Source organism: Pigmentiphaga daeguensis (assembly GCF_039523035.1).
Classification (GTDB): Bacteria; Pseudomonadota; Gammaproteobacteria; order Burkholderiales; family Burkholderiaceae_B; genus Pigmentiphaga; species Pigmentiphaga daeguensis.
On sequence record NZ_BAAAEN010000006.1, the window covers coordinates 26474 to 50958 of the forward strand.

Consider the following 24485-nt stretch of genomic DNA (forward strand, 5'->3'; position numbering starts at 1 on the left):
AGGGATCCCGCCCCTGCGGCGGCGCTGATAGGCTGATCCGTCCCTCGTACGAACCAGATCCCATGGATAGACGTCATTTCCTGAACACCGCCGCCGCGAGCGGCATGCTGGCTTGGCTGTCCGGCTGCGGCGGCAGCGGCGCCATCGTGGCCGACCAGATCGAGTACCGCTACGGCCTCGACATGCTGCCCCAATCCCCGGCGATCGATCCCGACCTGCTGGCCGCGCCCACGCCGGGCCAGAGCTTCTCGGTATCGGTCATGATCGGCGATGCCCCGCAAGCCGGCGTGCAGGTACAGGTCTACGACGTCCGCGACATCCTGGTGGACAGCGGTACCACCGATGCCGCGGGCACATTCGTGTCCACCGCGGAAGGCCGCAATTTCCTGGTGGCCGTGGCCGACACCGCCCAGGGGCGGCTGTACGGGTTCGAATACAACTTCGGGACGAAGATCCAGCCCGTGATCGACGTCAACCTCCTGCCGACCGTCCTGGCCAGGCTTTACGAGCGCACCCGCCTGTCTCCGGCCGGCATCGATTTCGTGATGAAGAAGTTCTTCGGCGTCGACGCCTGGATCCTGCTGTCGGACCTCGGCCCGACGGGCAGCGCGCTGGACCAGGCCAGGCTCGCGCACCGCGCCCAGGCTTCGGGCCTGGGGCTGCAAGGCTACCTGGACGCGCTCGTCGACGGCATGGCCCAAGGCATCGCCGACGGCTTCGCCACGAACTACGACACGCTGTCCGGCTACGGCGCCCGGCGTTCCGCGCGATCGGCGGCCGGGGCGCCGGACGAATGCGGCGGCACGCCACGGTACGACGACCTCATCGACGAAAACATCCCCGACGAGTTGAAGGAGCTGGTCAACCGCCACTGGACCAAGGCCGCCAAGTGGGCCCTCGGCTTCGCCGTCAAGAAAGGCGCGAGCGCCATCGGCGTGCCCATCATCGGCACCGTGGGCGACCTGATCCTGGAGCAGCTTTTCCCCTCCTCCGACCCCGTCAAGGAAACCCTGGCGGAAATCAAGGCGCAGTTGCGCGACCTGTCCGCCAACATCCAGCAGATCCTGCAACGGCTGGACAAGGCAGAGTTCAATCGCAGCTTCGACGAAGTGCGCAGCGTATTCAACGCCTTCGACGCGATCTCCATCTCGATAAACCGCACCTCCGGCAACTACGAGCGCGGCGCGATTTCGCTGGAAGACTACTCGGCCGACATGCTCAGGCACTGCAACGACCTGGTGGCCCGGGACGCGCAACTGGTCGAAGCCTACAACCGCTTTGTCGGCCTGCGTTCATTCCTCGATGCCGGCGTGCTCACCCGCTGGATGGAGTACATGGGCAAGGGCCGCTATTACTCCGCCCTGGTGCAGAAGCAATACACCGACCTGCTCGATTACTTCCAGCAGTGGAACACCCTGTGCTACGCCTACCTGATCAATGCCCATGAGTCGATCGAGAAGCTCACCGGCAAGAAGGTCAACGCCGCGACCGTGCTGCGGCTGAACCAGTTGCTGGAAGCCTCCGCCATCAACCTGGAAAAGCTGCGCCCTCGGTACCTGGGCAGCCGCCGCCAGCTCATCGATCTGCGTCACGGCCTCACCTGGGTTGGCCGCTGCACGGCCACCGACCAGGTGGATGCCATGATGCCCGCGGCGCAGAGCCAGGCATTCCGGCTGCCCGGCCATCTCGACCTGCCCAGGGAGATGCGCAACACCTACGTCGATCCGTGCTCGCCCGACGACATGCCGCCCGGATGGTCGGCGGCCATCGGCGAAGACCTGATCGCCCGGTTCTCCTGGCGGCTGCCCAGCGCGGCCGAGCTCAACAGCTCGTTCGCCACCGTCATCCGCGAGCGCTACGGCAAGGCATTCAACTTCCAGACTTTCGCCGACGAGTTCAATCTATCCGACAGCACCGGCTTCTGCCGCGTGTCCCAGCCCGCCGTACCCATCGACGCCGTCGTGCTGCGAGACCCCATCGAGGGCGCGGGCCGCCGGCCCGTCGATGGCGGCAGGGGCTTTCAGCTGAGCCTGTACGACCTGGGCAAGCTGGCCTCTTACAAGCGGACGGCCTATGCGCAACCGGACAGCGGCCGGTTGCTGGGCGGCGAATACTATTTCTTCCCCGTGGCCGACATACCGCAGGAAACCCTGGCCAAATACCTTCCCTGGTCCGTCTATCAGGCGGCCGAGGACCTGAACCTGTAAACCACCCGCCTGCTCCCCCGGCCCTGGCCGGGCGGAGAGCGCGGCCAGGCGGCTCCTTGCTAAAATCCCCGTTTTGCCGCCTTTCCGGACCCGACTCGCCATGCGCGAAGCGCGCCCTTCCTCTTCCCGCCCCGTCGTCCTGGTCACCGGCGCCGCCCGCCGCATCGGCCGGGAAATCGCGCTGGCCTTCGCCCGCGCGGGCTGGGACGTGGCCGTGCACTATGCAACCTCGCGCGACGCCGCGCTGGAAACCTGCGATGCCCTGCGCGCCCTGGGCGTCCGCGCCGAGGCCCATGCCTGCGACCTGGCCGACCCGGCCGCCGCCGAAACGCTGGTCCCCGCCGTCCGGACAGGATTCGGACGCGTGGACGCGCTGGTCAACAATGCCTCCACCTTCGAATACGACGACGTCGCCTCGTTCGACACCCGGCTGCTCCAGACCCACCTGCTGCCCAACCTGGTGGCGCCCGTGATCCTGGCGCGCGCGCTGGCCGCCGACGTGGCGCGGCGCGGGCCGGATGCCCGCGGGGCGGTGATCAACCTGCTGGACCAGAAGCTCTGGAACTACAACCCGGACTTCTTCTCGTACACGCTGAGCAAGGCCGCCCTGGAAGCCGCCACGACCATGCTGGCCCAGGCGCTGGCGCCGGCGGTGCGGGTGGTGGGCGTGGCGCCGGGGCTGACCATGATCAGCCACCTGCAGACGCCCCAGCAGTTCGCGCAGACCCATGCGATGTCGCCGCTGGGCCATGCCAGCCACCCCGAGGACATTGCCCAGGCGGTCCTGTTCGCGGCGCAGAACCGCTCGATCACCGGCACGACGCTGCTGGTGGACGGCGGACAGCACCTGGTCGGCTTCGACCGCGACTTCAGCATGATGAACCCGCCGGCGGGCAACGCCGCCGGCCAGACTTGAGTGGAACCATGGGCACACGCCGCATTTTCTTCAACCGCCTGGCCATCGATGCCCAGATCGGCATACTGGACCACGAACGCGGCGCCACCCAGCCCCTGCACGTGGACGCCGAGATCGACCTCGAAGGCGTGGACATGCCGGCCCATGACGGCATCCAGGAAGTGCTGGACTATCGCCGGCTGCGCGAGTGCATCATCGACGAGTGCACGCGCACCCACGTCAACCTGATCGAAACCCTGTGCGACCGGCTGGCCGCGCGGCTGCTGGCCCAGTTCCCCGAGATCCGCGACGTGCGACTGCGCGTCGCCAAGCCCCAGGCCTTCGCCGACTGCGCGGCCGTCGGCATCGAGGTGTCGGCCACCCGGGCCCCCGGGGACGGCGCGCAGCGCCATGGAGCGCCGACATGAACGCCATCGTATCGCCCCTTCCGGATACCGCCGACGCGGGCCGCGCGCGGCTCAAGCAGGAACGCGAGCGCAACAAGCTGGAAAAACGGCTGATGCGCGAGGCCGGCCGCGCCATCGGCGACTTCAACATGATCGAGGCGGGCGACCGCGTGATGGTGTGCCTGTCGGGCGGCAAGGACTCCTACGGCATGCTCGACATCCTGCTCAAGCTGCGCGAGCGGGCACCCATCGACTTCGACATCGTCGCCGTCAACCTCGACCAGAAACAGCCCGGCTTCCCGGACGACGTGCTGCCGCGCTACCTGACCGAACTGGGCGTGCCCTTCCACATCGAGACCCAGGACACCTATTCCATCGTCACCCGCATCATTCCCGAGGGCAAGACGATGTGCTCGCTCTGTTCGCGGCTGCGGCGCGGCATCCTGTACCGCGTCGCCGACGAACTGAAGGCGACCAAGATCGCGCTGGGCCATCACCGCGACGACATACTGGCCACGTTCTTCATGAACATGTTCTACGGCGGACAGTTGAAGAGCATGCCGCCCAAGCTGGTGTCGGACGACGGCCGCCACACGGTGATCCGGCCGCTGGCCTACATCAAGGAAGACGACCTGGTCGCCTACGCGCAATGGAAGGCCTTCCCCATCATCCCGTGCAACCTGTGCGGCTCGCAGGAAAACCTCAAGCGCAAGGAAGCCGGCCGCCTGATCGACGAATGGGAACGGGCCTTCCCCGGGCGGATCGAGAACATCTTCAACGCCCTGTCGCGCGTGACGCCCTCGCACCTGCTCGACCGCGGCCTGTTCGACTTCGCCAACCTCCGGCCGACCGGCGTGCCCGACCCGGAAGGCGACACGGCCTTCGACCACGTCGATCCGCAACCCTCGTCCGCCAGCGCGTGCGGCGACGAGACCGGCGAACCCCTGGCCGAACGCACCGTGCGCTTCTTCCGCGACGGCGCCACGCATTGAACGCCACGCCGGTCCTGGAGGCCCGAGGCGTCGCCCGCCGCTTTCCCAACGGCGTGGACGCCCTGTCGCCGATCGACCTGACCGTGCGCGCGGGCGAGTTCGTGACCTTGCTGGGCCCGTCCGGCTGCGGCAAGACGACCCTGCTGCGCATCTTCGCCGGACTGGATATGCCCACCGCCGGCACCCTGCGGCGGCACGGCGACGTCGACGACCTGTCCTACGTGTTCCAGGATGCCACGCTGATGCCCTGGGCCTCGGTGGCCGCCAACGTGCGGCTGCCGCTGGACCTGGAACGCGGCCCGCGCCGTCTGCCCATGCAAGCGCGGCGCGGCCGGGTGCGCGAGGCGCTGGAACGGGTGGGGCTGGCCGATTTCGACACCGCGCGCCCCAGCGAGCTGTCCGGCGGCATGCGCATGCGCGTGTCCATCGCCCGCGCGCTGGCGACCGAGCCCAGCCTGCTGCTGATGGACGAACCCTTCGGCGCGCTGGACGACATCACCCGCCAGCACCTGGACGATGAACTGCTGGGCCTGGCCGCGCGTCAGAAGCTGACCGTGGTGTTCGTGACCCACAGCATCTTCGAGGCCGTCTACCTGTCGAGCCGCGTCATCGTCCTGTCGCGCCGGCCCGGCCGCATCGTGGCCGACATTCCCATCGAGGCCCCCACCCGCGACGCCGCCTTCCGCGTCTCGCCCGCCTTCGCCATGCAGGCCGCGCGCCTGCAGGCCGCGCTGCTGGAGGGACAGCGATGAACACCTGGCTGCGCCTGGGCGCCCCCGTCGTGGTCGCGGTGATCGTGATCGCGCTGTGGCAGGCCCTGGTGCGCGCGTTCGACGTCCCCGTCTACCTGGTGCCCGCACCGATGGACGTGGCCCAGGCCCTGGTGCGGGACTGGGACCTGCTGTCCGGCTCGCTCTGGGTCACCCTGGAGATCACCGGCCTCGCGCTGCTGGCCGCCACCGTGCTGGGCGTGCTGCTGGCCTTCCTGTTCGTGCAGAGCCGCGTCATCGAAGCCAGCCTCTTCCCCTATGCGGTGCTGCTCCAGGTCACGCCCATCGTGGCGGTCGCGCCGCTCATCATCATCTGGGTCAAGCACACCCTGGTGGCGCTGACCCTGTGCGCCACCATCGTCGCGATCTTCCCCATCATCAGCAACACGGTGCTGGGACTGCGCAGCATCGACCCCGGCCTGCTCGACTTCTTCCGCCTGAAGCGGGCCAGCCGCTGGCAGATCCTGTGGCGGCTGCGCCTGCCCTCGGCCCTGCCGGCCTTCTTCGGCGGCCTGCGCATCGCCTGCGGCCTGGCCCTGATCGGCGCCGTCGTGGCCGAATTCGTCGCCGGCACCGGCGGCTCGCAAACCGGCCTGGCCTACCAGATCCTGCAGGCCGGCTACCAGATCAACATCCCCCGCCTGTTCGCCGCGCTGCTGCTCATCACCGTGGCCGGCGTGGTGCTGTTCGCGGCGATGACGCTGTTGTCGCGCGTCGTGCTGCGGGGCTGGCACGAGATGCGGTAGCGGCCCCATCTGGCGACCCTCGCCCGTCCCCGGTACCATGCAACACCACCGCATTCCTTTACCCGGAGCCCGCCCATGCGTCCCTCCCACGCCCTAATCCCCTCCCTGCTGGCCACCCTGGTCCTGGCCTTACAGGCCCACGCCCAGGCCCCCGCGCCCGCCGACAAGCTCGTCTTCGGCTCGAACTGGTACGCCCAGGCCGAACACGGCGGCTTCTACCAGGCCCTGGCCGAAGGCACGTACAAGAAGCACGGGCTGAACGTCACCATCAAGATGGGCGGCCCGCAGATCAACGTGCTGCAACTGCTGCTGGCCGGCCAGTACGACGTCGCCATGGGCGACGACCTGCAGACCTACAAGGCCGTGGAACAAGGCCTGCCGCTGGTCACGGTGGCCACCACCTTCCAGCAGTCGCCCACCGTCCTGGTTTCCCACCCCGGCCCCAAGACCCTGGGCGACTTGAAGGGCAAGACCCTGTACATCGGCCAGGCCAGCGAAACCACCTACTGGCCCTGGCTCAAGACCAAGTACGGCTTCACCGACGCCCAGAAGAAGCCCTATACCTTCTCGGTCCAGCCCTTCCTGGTGGACAAGAACTCCGCCGTGCAGGGCTACCTGGCGTCCGAGCCCTACACCATCGAGACCCAGGGGGGCTTCAAGCCCACCGTGTTCCTGCTGGGCACCTACGGCTACCCCCCATATGCACAGACCATCGTGGCCACCAAGTCGGGGCTGGATGCGAAGAAGGACGCGATCCGCCGCTTCGTCGAGGCCAGCGCCGAGGGCTGGAAGAGCTACCTGAAGAATCCCGCCCCCGGCAACGCGCTGATCCTGAAGGACAACCCGCAGATGACGAAGGCGCTGCTGGACTACGGCGTCAAGGCGCTGCGCGACGCGCGGCTGGTCGACGGCGGGGACGCCAGGACGCAGGGCCTGCTGACCATGACCGACGCGCGCTGGAAGAAGACCTATGAATTCATGGTGCGCGAGAAGCTCTTGAGTCCCAAGGTCGATTACCGGTCGGCGTTCACGACCGACATCGTCGACCAGGTCCATGTGCTGCCCTGAGCCGCGCGGCGTTCCGGCGCGGACCGGCCATGCATAGCGACGAGCTCGACTGCTTCTACCAGGTCGCCCTGTGCGGCGGCATACGCAAGGCTTCCGAGCGGCTGGACCTCGCGCCCTCGGTCGTGAGCCGGCAGATCGGCCGCCTGGAATCGGAACTGCAGATCAAGCTGTTCGACCGCAACAGCCGCAACATGACCCTGACGCCGGCGGGCCAGGTCTACCTGAACTACGTCGAGAGCCTGCGCCAGAACCGCAAGCTGGTGCTGGAGGAACTGGACGCGCTCAAGGGACTGCGCACGGGGCATGTGAAGCTGCGCACGATAGAGGGCCATGCCGCCGAACTGGCAGCGTCCACGATCGCGACCTTCCGCCGGCAGTACCCCGGCATCACCTTCGAGCTTGCCATGGATGGCAGCGACCAGATCATGGCGGCCATCGAGGCGGGACGGGCCGACATCGGCATCGCCCTGTCGCCGCGCGCGGCCAGCGCGGTCGAATGTGCCGTCCGCCTGCCTGCGCCGCTGTGCGCGGTGGTCTGGCCCGGCCATCCCCTGGCCGGACGGGCCTCGGTATCGATGGCCGAGCTGCTGGCCTATCCGCTGGCGCTGCCGCCGCCGGACACCGGCATCCGGCACCTGCTGGACGCGGTGGCCCGCGTCGAGAAGCTGGAGCTGACGCCAGCCCTGGTCACCAGTTCGATCGCGGCGATGCAGGCCTTCGTGCGCGACCAGGGCGGCGTGGCGATCCTGCTGGGCCTGTCCCTGAGCCGGCAGGGGCCCGGCGCCGAGGTGGTCGGCGTACCCTTGTCCGACCCGCTGCTGGGCCGCACCGCGCTCGAGATCTGCGTGCTGGGCAGGCGCCGGCTGACGCCGGCGGTCAACGCCTACCTGCGCCACCTGCGCGCCCACGTCGAGGGCGGGAACAGGCCCTAATCCAGCGTCACGCCGGCGCGCTTGATGAAGCCGCTCCACTTCTCGGTGTCCTTGCGGACGAACTCGGCCAGCTCCTGCGGCGAGCTGGTCGCCAGTTCCGCGCCCTGCTCGGACAGGCGGCGCATGACTTCCGGCGACTGCAGGCTGGCCACCACGGTATCGTGCAGGACCTTGACCACCGGCTGGGGAATGCCGGCCGGCCCCATCACCGCGTACCACAGCGAAGCATCGAAGCCCTGCAGGCCCGCCTCGGCCAGCGTGGGCAGCTCGGGCAGCACCGCCGAGCGCTTGGGCGTGGTCACCCCGATGGCGCGCAGCGCGCCGCTGCGGATGTGGGGCAGCATGGTGGGCAGGCTCTCGAAGGCCATCTGCACGCGGCCGGCCAGCAGGTCCACCACCGCCGGCGCCGTGCCCTTGTACGGCACGTGCGCGGTCTGCACGCCGGCCAGCTGGTTGAACATCACGCCCGACAGGTGCTGGATGGAACCCGCGCCCACCGACGAGAAGTTCAGCTTGTTCGGGTTGGCCTTGGCGTAGGCGATGAGTTCCTTCAGGTTGTGCGCCGGCACCGAGGGATGGATGACGAGCACGTTGGCCACGGTCGCCACCAGCGTGATGGGCGTGAAGTCCTTGACCGGATCGTAGGTCAGCTTGCTGTAGATGGCCGGGGCCGTCGCATGCGTGGCGGCGCTGGCCAGCGTCAGGGTATAGCCGTCGGGCGCTGCCCGCGCGACCTGGGCGGTGCCGATGGTGCCGGTGGCGCCGGGCCGGTTCTCCACGACCACGGGCTGCCCCAGGCGGCTGGCCAGTTGCTCGGCCAGCGCGCGCGACAGGATGTCGTTGCCGCCGCCCGCGGTCCACGGCGATATCCACTGGATGGGCTTGGCCGGGTAGGCCTGGGCGCTGGCGCCTTGCCAGCCGAGCAGGCCGGCCGCCAGCAGGATGAAAGCGGATAGTTTCCTTGCAGGATTCATGATGGGTTCCTTAGTCAAACAAGCGCCCGCCGCACGAAATCCAGGCGATCCTGTCCGAAGAACAGTTCACCGTCGATGACGAAGCTCGGTACGCCGAATATCCCGTTGGCCAGCGCCTCGCGGGTATGGTCCTCGAACAGGCCGCGGCAGGACGGCCCGCCCCCCTCGGCCACCAGCGCGCGGCCGGGATAGCCGGCCTCGTCGGCGATCCGGACCAGCGTCTCCGGGTCGGAGATGTCCAGGTCGCGTACCCACACCCCGGCCAGGATGGCCTGCGCCAGCGGCCAAACGGGCAGCCCCGCGCGCTCGGCGGCCAGGACGGAACATGCCGCCAGCGACTCGTCCACGGGATGATGCCGCGGCTGGTCGTTGATCGGCATGCCCAGGTGCCGCGCCCAGCGCGTGCGCTCGACGCCGCGGTAGGCCCGGCGCGAGGGATGCAGGCCCGCCAGCGGCGCGCCGCCGGTTTCCCGGAACACGCGCAAGAGGTCGATGGGGCGATAGACGATGCGGGTGTCCGTCTCGGCGGCCAGTTCGTGCAGCCTCGGCCCGGCCAGGTAGACCCAGGGCGACAGCAGCGAGAAATAGAAGGTCAGGGTCTTCACGCGTGGCCTCCATCTTCCGGTTCGCGGGTCAGCAGCACGGCGTCGAGCGCCGCGGCGCCGCGGCCGGCCTCGAACACCCGGAAAGGATTGATGTCGATGGACGCGATGCGGTCGGCGTGCCGGTGCGCGAATACCGACAGGCGCACGATGGCGCGGACCAGCGCGTCCAGGTCGGCGCGGGGCCGGCCGCGCGCGCCGTCCAGCAGCGGAAAGGCCTTGAGCTCGCGCACCATCCGCATCGCGCCCTCCGCGTCGACCGGCGCGATGCGCAGCGATACGTCGTCCAGCAATTCGGCGTAGATGCCTCCCATCCCGACCATCACCACCGGGCCGAACACGGGATCGCGCTGCACGCCCAGGATCATTTCCACGCCGTCGGGCGCCATGGGCGCGAGCAGCATGCCGTCGATGCGCGCCCGCGGCGCGGCCTGTGCGACGCGTTCGCGCATGGCGGCCCAGGCCTCGCGCAGCCCCGCCTCGTCGGCGATATCCAGCGCCACGCCTCCCGCCTCGCTCTTGTGCACGATGTCGGGCGACAGCACCTTGAGCGCCACGGGATAGCCCAGCTCCCACGCGGCCGCGCAGGCCGCGTCCGGATCGGCCACCGTCCGCTCGGGCAGCACGGGAATCCCCACCCTGGCCAGGACTTCCTTGGCCGCATGCTCGTTGGCCGCCTCCAGCGCGGGGAAATGCGGCACGCGCGGCAGGCTGGCCAGGTCGGCCGGCCCGGGGCTGGGACGCGACAGCGCGCGCAGCGCGGACAGCGCCCGGATCGCGCGGGACGCATCCTCGATCATCAGGTACCCGTGCTCGGCCAGTTCGTCCTGCAGCGCCTGCGGCGCCAGCATGGACAACACCAGGGCCGGCTCGGGGAACTCGCGGCGCAGGTCCGCGAAGATCTCGGCCAGCGGCTGCTGCAGCGGCGGCGAATACGGCATCGCGGTCAGGAAGAACACCACCGCCTCGTAGCGCCCCTCGCGCAGCATCGTGCGCAGGAAGCGCCGGAACAGCGCCATGTCGCTCCAGATCTGCGCCGTGCCATCCACCGGATTGCGCACGGCGGCCAGCGGCAGCATGGCGCGCAGTTCATCCTGCGCCGGCTGCGGCAGCGGCGCCATGTCCAGCTTCTCGTGCTCGGCAACGTCGGCCATCAGCACGCCCACGCCCCCCGACACCGTGAACACCCCCACCCGGCCTTCGGTGATGCGCTTGCCGCTGCCCGCGGCGTAGGCAGCATCGAAGAAGGACTCGATGGAATCGGCGCGATGCACGCCGTACTGGCGGAACAGGCTGTCGAAGACGCGATCGTTGCCGGCCAGCGCGCCCGTGTGCGACTGCGCCGCCGCCCGGCCCACGTCCGAGCTGCCCGCCTTGACCATGACCACGCGCTTGCCGCGCTCGCGCGCCAGCGCCAGCGCGTGCACCAGCCGGTCGGGGCTGCGGCAGCCTTCCATGTAGCCCATGATGACGTCGGTCTCGTCGTCGCGCGCGAAGTGGGCCAGGCAGTCGGCCATCTCGACGTCGCACTCGTTGCCAGTGGTCACCCACGCGCCCAGCGGCAGCCCGCGGCGGCGGGCCATCACCAGCGCCTGGCCGCCGAACGCGCCGCTCTGGCTGACCAGCGCGGTGCGGCCCAGGCGCGGCAGTCCCAGGTCCACCATGAAGGCGAAGCTGGCGATCATGCCGATGCGGAAGTTCATCACACCCATGCAGTTCGGGCCGATGATGCGCATGCCGCTCTCGCGCGCCAGCGCCGACAGCCGGGCCTGCATGGCGGCGCCTTCGGGACCGACTTCCGCGAAGCCGGCGCTGAACACCGTCATCGCCTTCACCCCGCGGTCGGCGCAGGCCTGCGCGGCCTCCAGCACCGCCGAGGCCGGCAGCGCCACGACGGCATGGTCCACGCCCCACGGCAGTTCGGCCACGCTGCGCAGGGCCGGCAGCCCCTGCACCTCGCCGCCCCTCGGATTCACCGGCAACAGGGTCCCGCCATAGCCGTGCGCCTTCAGGAACTTGATGGGACGCCCGCCTATCTTCAGCGGATCGGCCGAGGCTCCCAGCACGGCGATCGAGGCCGGGGAGAACAACGGGTCCAGGGAGCCGGCCGCGTGCTCGCGGACGGGGGATTCAATGCGGTCCAGCATGGTGCAGGGGTCCTCCGGACAGGGCGGGAAAGCCACAGTCCTTGACGGCGATGACATCGATGAATTCGGCGCGGGGCGCCAGGCCCTCGGCCAGGCAGGCGCGCGCGGCCTGTGTCCAGGCGGCATAGGGCGGCACGGGCTCGCCCACGGCGCGCAGCCTGCGGGCGATGCGGGCGCGCGTGGCGGCATCGGGCGCATCGGCGGCCTTGGCCAGCGCGCGCTCGGCGAAGAACAGGTGCAGCAGGGCCCGGGCCTGCGGGCCCGCGGCCAGTTGCGCGAAACGCTCGCGCTCGGCCTCGCAACCCCGCTCGAAGGGCAAGGCCGCGGCGGCCAGGATCAGGTCGACGGCCTGCGGGCCGGCCTCGCGGCCGGGAAAAGCCTGCTCGGCCACGTCCAGGTAGCGCGCGCGCAGCGCGTCGGCCTGCGCGCCGTCAGGAACGGCCAGCTCGGCGGTGCGCCGCCACGGCAGGCGGCCCGACGCGATGTCGCTCGCGCGGCGCACGGCGGCGGCCACCGGATCGTCGGCCACCTCGTCCAGCAGCCCCTGGGCCAGCGCGGCCGCGGCGTCCACGCCCCGGGCCCGCGTCACCATGTCCAGGGCGGCCTCCAGGCCCACCAGGCGCGGCAGGCGCTGAGTCCCGCCGGCGCCCGGCACCAGGCCCAGGTTCAGCTCGGGCAGCATCAGCAGCGCGTCGTCGGCGCCGACTCGCGCATGGCAGGCCAGCGACAGCAGCGTGCCGCCGCCTATGCACTTGCCGCGCACCGCGGCCACGACGGGCTTGGGGAAAGTCTCGATGCGCCGCGCCAGGTCGGCCATGCGGACCGTGCCGGACGCATCGGGCCGGCCGACCTCGCGCAGGTCGCCGCCGCCCGAGAACATACGGCCCGTGCCGGCCACGACCACGCCGCGCAGGGCCCGGTCATGCTCGATGCCGGCCAGCGCCTCGGCCAGGGCGGCACGCACGTCCGCTCCGATGGCGTTGACCGGAGGATGATCGATCCACAGGATGGCGATGCCGTCCCGCAGCACGGAAGAAACGAAGGAAGAAGACACGGAACCACCCGGGAAATACCAGGCGCCCATTCTCGCGGGCGCTACCGGGGTGGACAATCACCGTGGGCGGAACAATGCGTTGCTGCGCGAGCAACGCAGCCCGGGGGCTAGGACCGCTCGATCTTCTGCACCACCTGGTCCAGGAAGTCGCCGTCGGCTTCGTTCGACAGCACCCGCACTGGCAGCCAGTCATGCGCGGGCGACAGCCAGACCTCGACCTTCTGGCCATCGTCGTGGTCGCGCTCGCGCTTCAGGTGCACCGCCTCGATGCTGCCCATGGGCGTGGACAGCTTGTCGCGGCCCACCACCCGGAAGCGCCAGTTGTCCGACTGGCTCGAACCGGCGACGCGAAAGGGCACGACCTTGCCGTCGGCGAAGGCGCCGCTGTCGGCGCGGCCGAGCGAGGCCAGTTGCAGCAGCACCGACATGCGGTCCTGCGTGCCGGGCTTGAGCGGTTCCTCGTTGCCGCTGGGCAGGCGCAGGCGGCCCGCGGCGGCGTCGAACTCGGCCGTCTTGACGCGCTTGTTGCGCGTCTCCTGGTAGCGCGCGGGCTGCAGGCCGTCGTCGCCGACCTTGCCGGTGCTTTCCCAGACGAAGCTGAAGAACAGGAAGCTGCCGCGGTTCACCAGCCGGTAGTCGCTGCCGTTGCGCTGCCATTCCAGCGTGCTGTCGACGTTGATCTTGAAGCCCTTGGCGGAGGCGTTCAGCTTGTAGGTCAAGACGGCCGAGGCGGGCGGCGAATAGCGTTCGGCCGCATGCAGCGCGGGCGCGGCGGCGGCCAACGCCAGGGCCGCGCAGGCGCGGGCGAAATGTCGGCGAGAGGGACGAAAGACGAAAGGCATGGCGAGTCCGGGCCGCGTTCGCGCGGCCCTCGATACGGTGATGCCTCTATCGTACTGGACCCGCGCGGCCAGGCTGTTAGCGACTGCTACCGGGCTGCCGCGGCCCCTGTCCGCCTCGTGTTACTGTTCGGCATCTTGTCCCCCCATCGCATTCCTTCCAGGCAGCCATGAAACTCGCTTCCTATCGCGACGGCTCGCGCGACGGCCAATTGATCGTCGTTTCCCGCGACCTGCGCACCGCCCATTTCGCCACCGAGATCGCGCCCACGCTGCAACGCGCGCTGGACGACTGGAATTTCATCGCGCCGCAGCTGCAGGACCTGTACGACGCCTTGAACGCCGGACGCGCCGTGCGGCCGTTCGAATTCTCGGCCGAGCAATGCGCGGCCCCCCTGCCACGGGCCTTCCAGTGGGCCGACGGCTCGGCCTACGTCAATCACGTCGAGCTGGTGCGCAAGGCGCGCAACGCCGAGATGCCCGAGACGTTCTGGACGGACCCGCTGATGTACCAGGGCGGCAGCGACGATTTCCTGGGCCCCACCGACGACATCGTCTGCGGCGCGGAAGCCTTCGGCATCGACTTCGAAGGCGAGGTGGCGGTCATCACCGGCGACGTCGCGATGGGCGCCACGCCCGCCGAGGCGGCGGACGCCATCCGGCTCATCATGCTGGCCAACGACGTCTCGCTGCGCAACCTGATTCCCAACGAACTGGCCAAGGGCTTCGGCTTCTTCCAGAGCAAGCCGGCCACCGCCTTCTCGCCCGTGGCCATCACGCCCGACGAGCTGGGCGCCGCCTGGCGCGACGGCATGGTGCACCTGCCGCTCACGGTGACCTGGAACGGCAAGGTCGTCGGCCGGCCGCATGCGGGCACCGACATGGTGTTCAGCTTCCCGCGCCTGATCTCGCACATCTGCAAGACGCGCAACTGCCGCGCGGGCAGCATCGTGGGCTCGGGCACCATTTCGAACAAGGATGCGTCGGTCGGCTACGCCTGCATCGCCGAGAAGCGGTGCCTGGAAGTCATCGCCGACGGTTCGGCCACCACCGAGTTCATGAAATTCGGCGACACTATACGCATCGAGATGTTCGACGAAACGGGCGCCAGCCTGTTCGGCGCCATCGACCAGGTCGTCGCCGCGCCCGAGCAGCAGTAGCGCCTTTCCCAGCGAGGAAACCGACATGGCCTCCCATACCGCCGGTTCCGGCAACCCTTTCGGCATCCCGGGCCTGCAGCTTCCCGGCAGCGACGGCAACATCGCCAACCCGGTGCTGCAAAGCATGGAAATGCTGCGCCAGGTCTGGGGCAGCCTGGGCGCCTTGCCGCAGACGGCGCCGATCTCGCCCGCTATGGGCCTGGACGACCTGGACCGCCGCATCAACGACCTGCGCGCCGTCGAAAACTGGCTGAACCTGAACCTGACCATGCTGCGCGGAACCATACAGGGCCTGGAAGTGCAGCGCGCCACCATCTCCACCCTGCGCTCGTTCGCGCAGACCGCCAGCGAGGCATACGGCGGGGGCGACGCCGACGCGCCGCCTTCGCCGCTGGAAGTCGCGCTGGGACTGCGGCCCGCGCCGGCCAAACCCGCCGCGAAGCCCGCCGGCCAGGACAAGCCCGACGCGGCCCCGAAGGCCGGGGACCAGGCACAGCAGGCCTCGGCCAAGTCCGCCGAGGCGCCCGCCGCGAATCCGTCCGCCGCGAACCCCTGGTGGAACATGCTGCAGGACCAGTTCAATCGCATGGCGACCGCCGCGGCCGCGTCCATGCCCACGCCTCCCGCTGCCGGAACCAAGGCGGACAAGGGACAGGCCGCCGCCGCGGCCAAACCCGCGGCCAAGCGCACCGGCACGGCGTCCCGGGCCCGCAAGCCCAAGGCCCGGCCATGACCGGGACCGCCCGGCCGAACGCGACAGGCACCCGCCCCGCCACGGGCAGGGCGCCGCGCGGCAACCGCGGGGCGGCGCCATGAGTTCGCAGTTCCCCTGGGCCCACGCCACGCACCCCGACTGGCGCATGTCGGCGTCGCTGTGCCTGGCGCAGATCGAACGGGCCAGCCGGGTCGGCGCGGGCGCCGGCGCGACGCTCGGCTTCCTGTACCTGACCGACCACCACGCCGCCGAGGCCGCCGACATCCTGGCCTTCCTGCGCGAACGCACCGGCGTGACGCACTGGACCGGCGCGATAGGGGTGGGCATCGCGGCCGGCACCGCCGAATACATCGACGAACCCGCCATCGCGCTGATGCTGGCGGATTTCGCTCCCGACGACTTCCAGGTCTTCTCGGGCGCCACCCCGCCGCCCGAGCGGCTGGCGCGCACGCCCGACGGCCGCCGCGCCGCCTGGACCGCGCTGGTCCATGCCGACGCCGCCACGCCCGACCTGGCCGACCTGGTCCATGACATGCGCGGCAAGCTGGCCGGGGCGACCGTCTTCGGCGGTGTCTCCAGCAGCCGCCACCCGCAAACCACCATCGCTGACAGCGTGCTGTCCGGCGGCCTGTCGGGCGTGGTGCTGTCCGAGAATGTCGCCGTCGCCAGCCGGGTCAGCCAGAGCTGCCAGCCCATCGGACCGGTCCATCGCGTTACCGAGTCAGCGGGCCGCCGGCTCAACCGCCTGGACGGCGTGCCCGCGCTGGACGTGCTGCTGCGGGACATGGGCGCGCCGGACATGTTGCAGCGGCGCGCCACGCCGGCCGGCGCCCCGACCATGCCGGCGGCGGTGCAGATGCTGCAAGGCACCTTCGTCGGCATGGGCAGCGGCGACGCCTTCATGCACGGCGATTACCAGGTGCGGCCGCTGATCGGCGTCGATCCGCACGAGCGCGCGCTGGCCCTGGGTTCCGACCTGGACGAGGCCGACCATGTCGTGTTCTGCCGCCGGGACCGGGCGGCCGCGCAGGCCGACCTGATCCGGGCATGCACCTCGCTGCGCGAACAGATCGAGTCCGAGCACGGCGGCATGGAGCGCGTGCGCGGCGCGCTGTACATCTCCTGCCTGGGCCGCACCGGCACCCTGTTCGGCGGCCCGTCGGCCGAGATGCAACTGGTCCAGCAGCAACTGGGCGACCTGCCGCTGATCGGCCTGTATGCCAACGGCGAGATCTTCAAAGACCGGCTATATTGGTATGCGGGCGTACTGGCCGTCTTCCTCTGACGGCGCACCCGCCGGGAGCCGCATCATGAAGCCATCCCACCCCCATCACGCGGCCGCCGCGCCGCATCCGCTGCGCCGTGCCGCCATCGTGCTGGCCACCGCGCTGCTGGCGGCAGCGGCCCTGGCCGCCATGCCCCGCGCCGCCCGGGCCGACACCCCTGCCGCAGCCGCCGGCGCCTGCCCCGCCCTGCTGGACGTGACCTTCCCCAGGCTGCAGGACGAATCGCCGCAGAACCTGTGCCAGTACCGCGGCAAGGTGCTCCTGGTGGTCAACACCGCGAGCTATTGCGGCTATACCTACCAGTACGAAGGACTGGAGCGCGTCTACGCCAAGTACCGCGACCGCGGGCTGGTGGTGCTGGCCTTCCCGTCCAACGACTTCGCCCAGGAGACCGGCTCCAAGGAACAGATCGCCGACCTGTGCTTCAACACCTACGGCGTCAAGTTCCCGATCTTCTCGAAGTCGGTGGTATCGGGCAAGGATGCCAACCCGCTGTTCGCCACGCTGGCCAAGGCGACCGGCCAGCAGCCCAAGTGGAACTTCCACAAATACCTCGTGGGCCGCGACGGCAAGCCCGTGGCCGCCTTCCCCAGCGCGGTCGAGCCCACTGACGCGCGCATGACCCGCGAGATCGAGAAACTGCTGGCGGGCTGACCGCGCCAGACCGCTACGACGCCGCGCCCTGCGCGGCCAGCGCCAGGCAATCCTCCGCCAGCCGGCGCAGCCGCTCGCGCGCCTTGTCGCGCTGGGCCGGCGTGGCCATGTTGAAGAGATCGGCCGTCAACTGCGCGCGCGCCCGTTCACCGTCTTCATGGCGTGCCCGCACCGGCGCCGCGGCCGGCGTCTCCAGGTCCGAGAAGAATGCCCGCAGACGCGAGGCCGTCTGCGGCGGCGACTTGCTGCGGACCGCCTCGTCCACGATACCGACGAATATCCGTTGCCGGTCCTGCCGCAGCGACAGGCGCCAGGCCGCGTCCGCGCCGCGCGCGTCCACCCATTGCTCGAGATGGGCGCGCTGTTCGGGGGACAGCCGCCCCAGCCAGAATTGATAGCGGTCCACCATCTGGTCGATGCGGCGCTTGCGCACGGCGTCCGCATCGGCATCCACATAGTCTTCGCGGAACTCGTCGTTGTTCTCGGCCAGCCGCGCCAGCAGGCGGCGGCGCTGCGCGGGACCGAACTGGACCAGTACCTCGGCGAACTCGTCGGCCACCCGGCCGCCCAGCACCTGCAGGCGGCCCGTCACCTGTTGTTGCAAAGCCAGCAGTTCGGACGCGCTGAGCGGCGCCGGGTCTACCAGCCTGCGCTCGGCCGAGCGCAGAATATCGGCGTAGCGCGGCAATTCCTCGCGCCGGTGCCAGGCCAGCACCCGGTGCAGGCGGTCGCGGGCCGGCTGGCGCAGGCCATCCGACAGGTCGAACCAGTCGTCCATGCGCCAGGCCAAAACCTTGTCCGCGCTGTTGTAGCCCAGCTTCACGCCGCTGCAGGCGGCCACCAGGCCCAGGATGACAACGATCAATACACTTCTGATCATATGTTCGTCTCGAAGCTGCCTTAAACTGCCACGCTTTCACCCATCTCCAACCGGAGTAGTGCTGCAAATGCTCAACATCGTGATCCTGGCCGCCGGCATGGGCAAGCGCATGAAGTCCGACCTGCCCAAGGTGCTCCACGGGCTGGCGGGCCGTCCCATGCTGACCCACGTGCTCGGCGCCGCGCGGGCGCTGGACCCCTCCCGCATCGTCCTGGTGGTCGGCCATGGCGCCGACACGGTCAAGCGCCATTACGAGCAGGACACGGACCTCGGATTCGTTTTACAACAACCCCAGCTGGGCACGGGGCACGCCGTGCAACAAGCGGTACCCGAACTGGCCGGCAGCGACGGCCCCGGCGACGTCACCCTGGTCCTGTACGGCGACGTGCCGCTGGTGAACAGCGACACCCTGAAACGGCTGCTGGACGCCCAGGCCTCGAAGCCCGGCGCCGTGGCCGTGCTGACGGTGGAACTGGACGACGCCACCGGCTATGGCCGCATCGTGCGCAACGGCGCCGGCTCCATCGACCGGGTGGTCGAGCACAAGGACGCCTCGCCCGAGGAACGCGCCATACGCGAAGTCAACACCGGCATCCTGGCCGCGCCCACCGCCGCGCTCAAGCGCTGGCTGGCCGCGCTCAAGAACGACAACGCCCAGGGCGAATACTACCTGACCGACATCATCGCGATGGCGGTGGCCGACGGCGTGCCCGTGCTGTCCGCCGCCCCCGACCACGACTGGGAAACACTGGGCGTGAACAGCCGCGTGCAGCAGGCCGAGCTGGAACGCATCTACCAGCGCGCCCAGGCCGAGCGCCAGCTGGAAGCAGGCGTCACGCTGGCCGACCCGGCCCGCTTCGACGTGCGCGGCAACCTCCGCTGCGGCCGCGACGTCTTCATCGACGTGGGCTGCGTCTTCGAGGGCAACGTCGAACTGGCCGATGGCGTGTCGGTCGGCCCGAATTGCGTGCTGCGCGACGTGCGCGTCGGCGCGGGCACCCGCGTGGCGGCCTTCAGCCACCTGGACGGCGCCACCGTGGGCGCCGACGCCCGCATCGGCCCCTACGCGCGGCTACGCCCCGGCACACAGCTGGGCGACCAGACGCACGTGGGCAACTTCGTCGAGATCAAGAACAGCAGCTTCGACACCGGTTCCAAGGCCAACCACCTCAGCTACGTCGGCGACGCGACCGTGGGCGCGCGGGTGAACATCGGCGCCGGCACCATCACCTGCAACTACGACGGCGTCAACAAGTCGCGCACCGTGATCGAGGACGACGTCTTCATCGGCTCGGATACCCAACTGGTCGCGCCCGTCACGGTGGGCCGTGGCGCCACGCTGGGCGCCGGCACCACGCTGACCAAGGATGCGCCCGCTGACAGGCTCACGCTCTCGCGGGCGCCGCAGGCGACGGTGGAAGGCTGGAAGCGGCCGGTCAAAAAATAAGCCTCAGATCGCCACCCGCGTATCGAACTTGCTCCGGTGCACCGAAAAAAACGTGCGGACGTTGCGCACATTGCCCTGTGCCGTGAATGCCCGGTGCGCCAGCGCGTGATAGGCGGCCATGTCGGGCACCTGCACCACCAGCACGAAGTCCGGCCCCGTCGAGACCCGGTAGCACTGGGTCACGGCGGCCTCGCGCGCCATGGCGGCCTCGAATTCGGCCAGGCGCTCGGCCGCCTGCACGTCCAGCGTGATCTCGACGATGCCGGTCAGGCCGGCGCCCACCTTCTCGGGCGAGACGATGGCCACCTGTTTCTCGATCACCCCCTGCTCGACCAGGCGCCGGACGCGGCGCAGGCAGGTCGGCGCCGACACGTGCACGCGCGCGGCCAGTTCCTGGTTGGTCAGCGTGGCGTCGTTCTGCAAAACCGACAGAATGCGCCGATCGACGTCGTCGAGGTCCACGGTCAGGCTCATGGGCGGACTGAAGTGAAATTTTCAATAACTATTATGGTATTTTTTTAATAAAAATTCTTCCACCCGTGGCGGAGAAATTTTCACAAAAAAATACCTAAAAATAGTAATTACATTTCTTCCCGAAAAGACCAGAATTGCGCCGAACCCGTTCATCAAGGACACCAGCACCATGTGTGGCATCGTCGGCGCCGTCGCCCAACGCGACATCGTTCCCGTTCTGATCGAAGGCCTGAAGCGCCTGGAGTACCGCGGCTATGATTCCTGCGGCGTGGCGGTCCACCTCGAGGGCGAACTGCGGCGTACCCGCAGCACCTCGCGCGTGGCCGAGCTCGAGTCGCTGATCGCCGGGGAAAAGGTGACCGGCTTCACCGGCATCGCCCACACCCGCTGGGCCACCCATGGCGCCCCCGCCACCAACAACGCGCACCCGCACTTCTCGGCCGACCGCAACGGCCGCAGCCGCGTCGCGCTGGTGCACAACGGCATCATCGAGAACTACGAGGAACTGCGCGCCGAACTGCAAGGCTACGGCTACGAGTTCGAAAGCCAGACCGACACCGAGGTCATCGCCCACCTGCTCAACCACCTGTACGACGGCGACCTGTTCGCCGCCATGCAGCAGACGGTCAAGCGCCTGCAGGGTGCCTACGCCATCGCCGCCTTCTGCCGCGACGAACCGCACCGCGTGGTCGGCGCCCGCCACGGCTCGCCGCTCATCGTCGGCCTGGGCGAAAACGAGAACTTCCTGGCTTCCGACGCCCTGGCCCTGACCGGCACCACCAGCAACATCATCTACCTGGAAGACGGCGACGTCGTCGACCTGCAGCTCGCGCGCGTCTGGATCATCGACGAGAACGGCCAGCCGGTCGAGCGTCCGGCCCGCGCCGTGGTCGCGCACACCGCCGCGGCCGACCTCGGCCCCTACCGGCACTACATGCAGAAGGAAATCTTCGAGCAGCCGCGCGCCATCGGCGATACCCTGCAGGACATCGAGACCGTCACGCCCGAGCTGTTCGGCGATACCGCCGCCAGCGTCTTCGACCAGATCGACTCGGTGCTGATCCTGGCTTGCGGCACCAGCTACTACGCCGGCCTGACCGCCAAGTACTGGATCGAAGCCATCGCGCAGGTGCCCGTCGCCGTCGAGATCGCCAGCGAGTACCGCTACCGCACCAGCGTGCCCAATCCGCGCAGCCTGGTCGTCACCATCTCGCAATCGGGCGAGACCGCCGACACCCTGGCCGCGCTCAAGCATGCGCAGCAGCAGGGCATGAAGCACACCCTGACCATCTGCAACGTGGCCACCAGCGCCATGGTGCGCGAATGCACGCTGAACTTCCTGACCCGCGCGGGCGTGGAGATCGGCGTCGCGTCCACCAAGGCCTTCACCACCCAGCTCGTCGGGCTGTTCCTGCTGACGCTGGCGCTGGCCAAGAGCAAGGGCCGCCTGTCCGAGGAACAGGAAGCGGACCACATCCGCTCGCTGCGCCACCTGCCGGTCGCCATCCAGGCCGTGCTGGCCCTGGAGCCGCAGATCATCTCGTGGGCCGAGGAGTTCGTGCGCAAGGAAAACGCGCTGTTCCTGGGCCGCGGCATGCACTATCCGATCGCGCTCGAAGGCGCGCTCAAGCTCAAGGAAATCAGCTACATCCACGCCGAGGCCTATCCCGCCGGCGAGCTCAAGCACGGCCCGCTGGCCCTGGTCACCGACCAGATGCCCGTGATCACCGTGGCGCCGCAGGACGCCCTGCTCAAGAAGCTGCAATCGAACATGCAGGAAGTGCGCGCGCGCGGCGGCCACCTGTACGTGTTCGCCGACGCGGGCAGCAACATCCGCTCGGAAACCGGCGTGCACGTGATCCGCATGCCCGAGCACTACGGCTGGCTCTCGCCCATCCTGCACGTGGTGCCGATGCAATTGCTGGCCTATCACACGGCCTGCGCGCGCGGCACCGACGTGGACAAGCCGCGCAACCTGGCCAAGAGCGTGACGGTGGAGTGATGCCAGTCGGCTCTGGGCGTTGCCGTCAGCGCGGCGCCCAGCACTCCAGCCGTCTCAGTACCTCCCCCTTCGGCAGCCGTTTGCGCGGGTGGTTCCAGATGCGCGAGAGTCCTTCATGGAGCATCGAGGAGTCAACGTTCCCCGACGCCTCCATCTGATCCAGCATCCACAGCAATCCATAGACGATGCAATGGCGTGCTTGGGCCTCTGTCCGTAAGAGTTTATCGCCAGAAACAAGGGCATGGCCCTGGCGTCGCGCACAACTCAGCGCGAAACAGTCCGGCAGGGACAAGCCCGGACGTTGCTTTCGGATCTGCTGCGCGAACTCGACCTCATCCGGACTCAAGGCCACGACCCCCAAGCCCAGCCTGCGCAGCAAGGGGCCATTTTCGGGCTCCAGCTCGCGAACGTAAAGCAGGTCTGGCACCACCATCGTCAAGCCACATGAAAACGCTTGCTCAAGTAGCCCACCCCTCTCCAAGTCGACCAAGACGGATGTGTCAGAAACCAGGATGATCATGGTGGGTCAGGCAGGCTGCCCCATCAATCTACGATCCAACTCACGAACGCTGATGCACAGCAACTCGGCCGCCCGAGCTTCCGATATGGCGCCTTCGGCGACAGCTCGCAAGCATAGGCGCTCCATCCGCTGCGGCACTTCCGCCTTCAGCGCGCCTGGCTCACTGGAAGCTTGGCTATTCCAGCCCAGGTCTTTGATCTGAGCCCACAAGCGCCCATAGACCGCCTTGGTGACGATTTCCAATTGCGCGCATCGCACAACCAGTGATGCGATGCTAACCTTGAACAGCTTCTTTAATTCAACCAGTTCGCCGATGGAAATGGACGTTCGATGCGATCCCAACAGCCGAAGCACCATGTCCTTGGCCATCAGGAAGGCGCCGGCGAACCGATCCGCGGCCTTTTCCTGTTCCGCATCGCTGAGCCCGCTAAAGCGCAACACCAAGTGAGCGAGCTCATGAGCGAGCGTGAATCGCTGCCGCTCCCCATTGTGCCGCTGGTTCACCACGATCACCGGCACATCCTGACTGTCGGGGCGTCGCACGAATGCCTTGGAGCCGGACACGTTCTCCGGCAATTCCAAAGCGATCACTTTGATGCCCTTGTCCTCGAGCAACTCCGACATGAACGGGATGGGGTCAATGCCAAGCTTCCAGAGCCGGCGCAATACCTCGGCCGCCCGCTCGGCGTCCTCGATGCGGCCAATTTGAAATGCTTGATCGTCGGGAGCATCCCAGGGTTGCTCCACACCGGGTAGCAACTCTTCCAGCTCCAGGTACCGCTCGACCTGATCCAACACAGTAGCTTCCACGGCACGCTCCTCCTTGGCGCCTGCATGGGGCGCTTTCCGGAAGTCCACGCCCGTCAGTTCGATTTCGCGCTCGCTCAGCAGGTACTCGGGCGAGACCTGCAGGGCTTTGGCCATCGCCAGCAAGATCGTTGAACTCGGCATCATCTCATCGCGTTCGTACTTGCCGATGGCCTGAGCCGAGACCTGCCGTTGAATAGCGGCTTCCAGTTCGCGCAGCGACAACCCGAGGGCCTCGCGCGCCCTCTTGAGTCGGTTTCCGATCATGATTTCTCCGCGCCATTGTTTACAACTTGACTATTAATATTGTCGTTTGTAAACTCATCTAAGTCAACTTCTCCGAAACGGAGGTTCGTGATGGCCAACCGGAAAAACGTTCATGTCGTCCAGCGCGATAATGGCTGGGGCGCGCTACGCGAAGGCGGGCAACGCGCAACCCAGGTGTTCGACACACAGGCCCAAGCGATCGAAACCGGTCGACAAATGGCGCGCCAAGGCCAGGGCGAACTGCTGATCCACGGCCAGAACGGGCGCATCCGTGCTCGCGACTCTTACGGCAACGACCCCTGCCCGCCGAAGGACAACAAATGATCAAGTTCGATATCAAGATGCCGAGCACGGATGACCTCATGCGAGCGGCAATGGCGGAGATTGAGAAAAACATTACCCAAAGGGCACGGCGAGCGGCGGCGCCCCATGGCGGCGTGACAGTGAAGTTCGAGCGTACGCCAAACGGAACCATTAAGGCCGTTAACTTCCAGGGCTCCGAAGCCGCCATCAAGGCGGCCCAGGCCACCTTCAAGGACTAAAGGAATAGACCCTGCGCTCATTCCTCAATCGAGCTGCAGTTTCGCCCTGGCCGCTATCGCGCCCCATTTGCGGTGGTCCTCGACGCCACGCCGCTCGG

25 protein-coding genes are annotated in these 24485 nt (G+C 68.6%); 16 read left to right on the forward strand and 9 right to left on the reverse strand.

Annotation, left to right across the window (positions count from 1 at the left end; genetic code table 11):
- Positions 1–62: 62 nt before the first annotated feature.
- The 8 genes from ABD104_RS09880 to ABD104_RS09915 all read left to right on the forward strand — a co-directional run bounded on the left by ABD104_RS09880 (position 63) and on the right by ABD104_RS09915 (position 8017).
- Positions 63–2207, forward strand: coding sequence for a hypothetical protein (locus tag ABD104_RS09880; RefSeq protein WP_132979552.1), 2145 nt, complete (start codon positions 63–65; stop codon positions 2205–2207).
- Between the two features lie 100 nt (positions 2208–2307).
- Entirely contained in the window at positions 2308–3123 is an 816-nt protein-coding gene (locus ABD104_RS09885) for an SDR family oxidoreductase (RefSeq protein ID WP_132979551.1), read from the forward strand.
- 8 nt (positions 3124–3131) lie between these two features.
- Positions 3132–3530, forward strand: coding sequence for a dihydroneopterin aldolase (gene folB, locus ABD104_RS09890; protein WP_087838732.1), 399 nt, complete (start codon positions 3132–3134; stop codon positions 3528–3530).
- Positions 3527–4501, forward strand: a complete 975-nt coding sequence (ttcA, locus tag ABD104_RS09895; RefSeq protein ID WP_087838733.1) for a tRNA 2-thiocytidine(32) synthetase TtcA — start codon at positions 3527–3529, stop codon at positions 4499–4501. The genes folB and ttcA overlap by 4 nt, the downstream gene beginning before the upstream one ends.
- Positions 4498–5253 (forward strand): ABC transporter ATP-binding protein, encoded by a 756-nt coding sequence (locus ABD104_RS09900; RefSeq protein WP_279815733.1) that lies wholly within the window; start codon positions 4498–4500, stop codon positions 5251–5253. The genes ttcA and ABD104_RS09900 overlap by 4 nt, the downstream gene beginning before the upstream one ends.
- A complete protein-coding gene (locus ABD104_RS09905; RefSeq protein ID WP_343927449.1) occupies positions 5250–6017 on the forward strand; it encodes an ABC transporter permease in 768 nt (255 codons plus the stop codon). The genes ABD104_RS09900 and ABD104_RS09905 overlap by 4 nt, the downstream gene beginning before the upstream one ends.
- Positions 6018–6092: 75 nt before the next feature.
- A complete protein-coding gene (locus ABD104_RS09910) occupies positions 6093–7085 on the forward strand; it encodes an ABC transporter substrate-binding protein (RefSeq protein WP_132979548.1) in 993 nt (330 codons plus the stop codon).
- Positions 7086–7114: 29 nt separating this feature from the next.
- Entirely contained in the window at positions 7115–8017 is a 903-nt protein-coding gene (locus tag ABD104_RS09915) for a LysR substrate-binding domain-containing protein (protein WP_279815730.1), read from the forward strand.
- Here the strand turns inward: ABD104_RS09915 and ABD104_RS09920 are convergent.
- The 5 genes from ABD104_RS09920 to ABD104_RS09940 form a co-directional block, all read right to left on the reverse strand.
- Positions 8014–8991, reverse strand: coding sequence for a Bug family tripartite tricarboxylate transporter substrate binding protein (locus ABD104_RS09920; protein WP_087838739.1), 978 nt, complete (start codon positions 8989–8991; stop codon positions 8014–8016). The genes ABD104_RS09915 and ABD104_RS09920 overlap by 4 nt on opposite strands.
- Before the next feature lie 14 nt (positions 8992–9005).
- Positions 9006–9596 (reverse strand): 2-hydroxychromene-2-carboxylate isomerase, encoded by a 591-nt coding sequence (locus tag ABD104_RS09925; protein ID WP_165963124.1) that lies wholly within the window; start codon positions 9594–9596, stop codon positions 9006–9008.
- Positions 9593–11740, reverse strand: coding sequence for an acetate--CoA ligase family protein (locus tag ABD104_RS09930; protein WP_343927450.1), 2148 nt, complete (start codon positions 11738–11740; stop codon positions 9593–9595). Before ABD104_RS09930 ends, ABD104_RS09925 begins: the two co-directional genes overlap by 4 nt.
- Positions 11724–12794: an enoyl-CoA hydratase/isomerase family protein gene (locus ABD104_RS09935; RefSeq protein WP_165963123.1), complete on the reverse strand. Its 1071-nt coding sequence runs from the start codon at positions 12792–12794 to the stop codon at positions 11724–11726. Before ABD104_RS09935 ends, ABD104_RS09930 begins: the two co-directional genes overlap by 17 nt.
- Before the next feature lie 107 nt (positions 12795–12901).
- Entirely contained in the window at positions 12902–13636 is a 735-nt protein-coding gene (locus ABD104_RS09940) for a DUF3108 domain-containing protein (RefSeq protein WP_343927451.1), read from the reverse strand.
- 167 nt (positions 13637–13803) lie between these two features.
- On the opposite strand from ABD104_RS09940, the gene ABD104_RS09945 reads away from it, so the two are divergent.
- From ABD104_RS09945 to ABD104_RS09960, 4 genes are all read left to right on the forward strand, one after another.
- A complete protein-coding gene (locus tag ABD104_RS09945) occupies positions 13804–14793 on the forward strand; it encodes a fumarylacetoacetate hydrolase family protein (protein WP_087837994.1) in 990 nt (329 codons plus the stop codon).
- A gap of 25 nt (positions 14794–14818) precedes the next feature.
- On the forward strand, positions 14819–15526 hold the full coding sequence (locus tag ABD104_RS09950) for a PhaM family polyhydroxyalkanoate granule multifunctional regulatory protein (protein WP_087837995.1): 708 nt from the start codon (positions 14819–14821) through the stop codon (positions 15524–15526).
- Positions 15527–15605: 79 nt separating this feature from the next.
- Positions 15606–16793, forward strand: a complete 1188-nt coding sequence (locus ABD104_RS09955; protein ID WP_279815717.1) for an FIST signal transduction protein — start codon at positions 15606–15608, stop codon at positions 16791–16793.
- Between the two features lie 25 nt (positions 16794–16818).
- Entirely contained in the window at positions 16819–17448 is a 630-nt protein-coding gene (locus ABD104_RS09960) for a glutathione peroxidase (RefSeq protein ID WP_087837997.1), read from the forward strand.
- Positions 17449–17461: 13 nt separating this feature from the next.
- On the opposite strand, the gene ABD104_RS09965 is transcribed toward ABD104_RS09960, so the two are convergent.
- Positions 17462–18328, reverse strand: a complete 867-nt coding sequence (locus ABD104_RS09965; protein ID WP_132979544.1) for a DUF6279 family lipoprotein — start codon at positions 18326–18328, stop codon at positions 17462–17464.
- Between the two features lie 67 nt (positions 18329–18395).
- On the opposite strand from ABD104_RS09965, the gene glmU reads away from it, so the two are divergent.
- On the forward strand, positions 18396–19775 hold the full coding sequence (glmU, locus tag ABD104_RS09970) for a bifunctional UDP-N-acetylglucosamine diphosphorylase/glucosamine-1-phosphate N-acetyltransferase GlmU (protein WP_087837999.1): 1380 nt from the start codon (positions 18396–18398) through the stop codon (positions 19773–19775).
- 3 nt (positions 19776–19778) lie between these two features.
- Here the strand turns inward: glmU and ABD104_RS09975 are convergent, their stop codons facing one another.
- On the reverse strand, positions 19779–20249 hold the full coding sequence (locus tag ABD104_RS09975; protein WP_343927452.1) for an Lrp/AsnC family transcriptional regulator: 471 nt from the start codon (positions 20247–20249) through the stop codon (positions 19779–19781).
- A gap of 169 nt (positions 20250–20418) precedes the next feature.
- Between ABD104_RS09975 and glmS the strand changes: the two genes are divergently transcribed.
- Positions 20419–22251: a glutamine--fructose-6-phosphate transaminase (isomerizing) gene (gene glmS, locus ABD104_RS09980; protein WP_279815712.1), complete on the forward strand. Its 1833-nt coding sequence runs from the start codon at positions 20419–20421 to the stop codon at positions 22249–22251.
- Positions 22252–22276: 25 nt separating this feature from the next.
- Here the strand turns inward: glmS and ABD104_RS09985 are convergent, their stop codons facing one another.
- Both ABD104_RS09985 and ABD104_RS09990 read right to left on the reverse strand, forming a co-directional pair.
- A complete protein-coding gene (locus ABD104_RS09985; RefSeq protein ID WP_087838002.1) occupies positions 22277–22771 on the reverse strand; it encodes a PIN domain-containing protein in 495 nt (164 codons plus the stop codon).
- Positions 22772–22777: 6 nt separating this feature from the next.
- Entirely contained in the window at positions 22778–23845 is a 1068-nt protein-coding gene (locus ABD104_RS09990) for a helix-turn-helix domain-containing protein (protein ID WP_087838003.1), read from the reverse strand.
- Between the two features lie 90 nt (positions 23846–23935).
- On the opposite strand from ABD104_RS09990, the gene ABD104_RS09995 reads away from it, so the two are divergent.
- Positions 23936–24169: a DUF2188 domain-containing protein gene (locus ABD104_RS09995; protein WP_279815709.1), complete on the forward strand. Its 234-nt coding sequence runs from the start codon at positions 23936–23938 to the stop codon at positions 24167–24169.
- Positions 24166–24387, forward strand: coding sequence for a hypothetical protein (locus ABD104_RS10000; protein ID WP_087838004.1), 222 nt, complete (start codon positions 24166–24168; stop codon positions 24385–24387). The genes ABD104_RS09995 and ABD104_RS10000 overlap by 4 nt, the downstream gene beginning before the upstream one ends.
- Positions 24388–24485: the final 98 nt, after the last annotated feature.

What these genes read in the sequence shown, in the direction of transcription:
- ABD104_RS09880 (WP_132979552.1), top strand. Translation starts at nt 63, where the DNA reads ATGGATAGACGTCATTTCCTGAACACCGCCGCCGCGAGCGGCATGCTG.
- ABD104_RS09885 (WP_132979551.1), top strand. Translation starts at nt 2,308, where the DNA reads ATGCGCGAAGCGCGCCCTTCCTCTTCCCGCCCCGTCGTCCTGGTCACC.
- folB (WP_087838732.1), top strand. Translation starts at nt 3,132, where the DNA reads ATGGGCACACGCCGCATTTTCTTCAACCGCCTGGCCATCGATGCCCAG.
- ttcA (WP_087838733.1), top strand. Translation starts at nt 3,527, where the DNA reads ATGAACGCCATCGTATCGCCCCTTCCGGATACCGCCGACGCGGGCCGC.
- ABD104_RS09905 (WP_343927449.1), top strand. Translation starts at nt 5,250, where the DNA reads ATGAACACCTGGCTGCGCCTGGGCGCCCCCGTCGTGGTCGCGGTGATC.
- ABD104_RS09910 (WP_132979548.1), top strand. Translation starts at nt 6,093, where the DNA reads ATGCGTCCCTCCCACGCCCTAATCCCCTCCCTGCTGGCCACCCTGGTC.
- ABD104_RS09915 (WP_279815730.1), top strand. Translation starts at nt 7,115, where the DNA reads ATGCATAGCGACGAGCTCGACTGCTTCTACCAGGTCGCCCTGTGCGGC.
- ABD104_RS09920 (WP_087838739.1), bottom strand. Translation starts at nt 8,991, where the DNA reads ATGAATCCTGCAAGGAAACTATCCGCTTTCATCCTGCTGGCGGCCGGC.
- ABD104_RS09930 (WP_343927450.1), bottom strand. Translation starts at nt 11,740, where the DNA reads ATGCTGGACCGCATTGAATCCCCCGTCCGCGAGCACGCGGCCGGCTCC.
- ABD104_RS09940 (WP_343927451.1), bottom strand. Translation starts at nt 13,636, where the DNA reads ATGCCTTTCGTCTTTCGTCCCTCTCGCCGACATTTCGCCCGCGCCTGC.
- ABD104_RS09945 (WP_087837994.1), top strand. Translation starts at nt 13,804, where the DNA reads ATGAAACTCGCTTCCTATCGCGACGGCTCGCGCGACGGCCAATTGATC.
- ABD104_RS09950 (WP_087837995.1), top strand. Translation starts at nt 14,819, where the DNA reads ATGGCCTCCCATACCGCCGGTTCCGGCAACCCTTTCGGCATCCCGGGC.
- ABD104_RS09955 (WP_279815717.1), top strand. Translation starts at nt 15,606, where the DNA reads ATGAGTTCGCAGTTCCCCTGGGCCCACGCCACGCACCCCGACTGGCGC.
- ABD104_RS09960 (WP_087837997.1), top strand. Translation starts at nt 16,819, where the DNA reads ATGAAGCCATCCCACCCCCATCACGCGGCCGCCGCGCCGCATCCGCTG.
- ABD104_RS09965 (WP_132979544.1), bottom strand. Translation starts at nt 18,328, where the DNA reads ATGATCAGAAGTGTATTGATCGTTGTCATCCTGGGCCTGGTGGCCGCC.
- glmU (WP_087837999.1), top strand. Translation starts at nt 18,396, where the DNA reads ATGCTCAACATCGTGATCCTGGCCGCCGGCATGGGCAAGCGCATGAAG.
- ABD104_RS09975 (WP_343927452.1), bottom strand. Translation starts at nt 20,249, where the DNA reads ATGAGCCTGACCGTGGACCTCGACGACGTCGATCGGCGCATTCTGTCG.
- glmS (WP_279815712.1), top strand. Translation starts at nt 20,419, where the DNA reads ATGTGTGGCATCGTCGGCGCCGTCGCCCAACGCGACATCGTTCCCGTT.
- ABD104_RS09985 (WP_087838002.1), bottom strand. Translation starts at nt 22,771, where the DNA reads ATGATCATCCTGGTTTCTGACACATCCGTCTTGGTCGACTTGGAGAGG.
- ABD104_RS09990 (WP_087838003.1), bottom strand. Translation starts at nt 23,845, where the DNA reads ATGATCGGAAACCGACTCAAGAGGGCGCGCGAGGCCCTCGGGTTGTCG.
- ABD104_RS09995 (WP_279815709.1), top strand. Translation starts at nt 23,936, where the DNA reads ATGGCCAACCGGAAAAACGTTCATGTCGTCCAGCGCGATAATGGCTGG.
- ABD104_RS10000 (WP_087838004.1), top strand. Translation starts at nt 24,166, where the DNA reads ATGATCAAGTTCGATATCAAGATGCCGAGCACGGATGACCTCATGCGA.